We start from the raw sequence: 740 nt of genomic DNA on the forward strand, positions 1-740 counted from the left end.
ACGTTGATTAGGAGTTAAAGGACACCCACATACTGGGCCACAGAAGGACGGGTCGGCGAAGGATTCTCAGGTAGGCAAGCAGGCATGAAAGGATGATCCTGGCGCGAACGGAAGACGCGCGCCAGAACCGGACGTGCGTTCAGGCCCAAAGAGGCAGCCCTGTGAACGTGATTTTTAGTTCGTATTTAAATGATTTTATATCTATGCCATCTGCGACAGAAACCAGTCCTTTCGAGGCGCCCTGGTAGGCAATGCCCGAGGACTGGTGTACCCTGGCCGGCTCGATTCAGCCAGAGGTGACGCAGATGATACCCGAGATATTCAGTCGTTTCGTGCAGGCCAGTGCGGTCACGGTGATGCTGCGGGGCGTCCTGGAGCGGACGCTGAACCCCGGGCAGCTCGATGCCTGGTTCGAGCGCACGGCGCCGCTGCAGTACACGAAGGAGCTGCTGTTCTCGGAGGTGTTCGACGTCATGAGCGAAGTGGTCCTCGGCGTGCGGCCCACGGTGGGCCGCGCGTACAAGGCGAGTGCCATCAGCGTCTCGGTTCGCTCGGTGTACAAGAAGCTCGAGGGGATTGAGCTGCACACCTCGGCCGAGCTGGTGCGCTACAGCGCCCGGGAGTGCGGCCAGTTGATCGAGGAGTCCGGAGGCGCGCGTGACCCCTTGCTGCCGGGGCACCGGGTGATGATCCTCGACGGCAACTGCCTCGAGGCGAGCGAGCGGCGGCTCAAGGTGCTG

General features: G+C 61.8%; 1 protein-coding gene. It reads left to right on the forward strand.

From position 1 onward, the window contains the following. Positions 1-251 precede the first annotated feature (251 nt). Positions 252-740 (forward strand): hypothetical protein (locus GY769_24800; protein ID MCP4205142.1); only part of this gene is annotated, 489 nt, incomplete at its 3' end.

The organism is bacterium (genome assembly GCA_024224155.1).
GTDB lineage: Bacteria > Acidobacteriota > Thermoanaerobaculia > Multivoradales > JAHEKO01 > CALZIK01.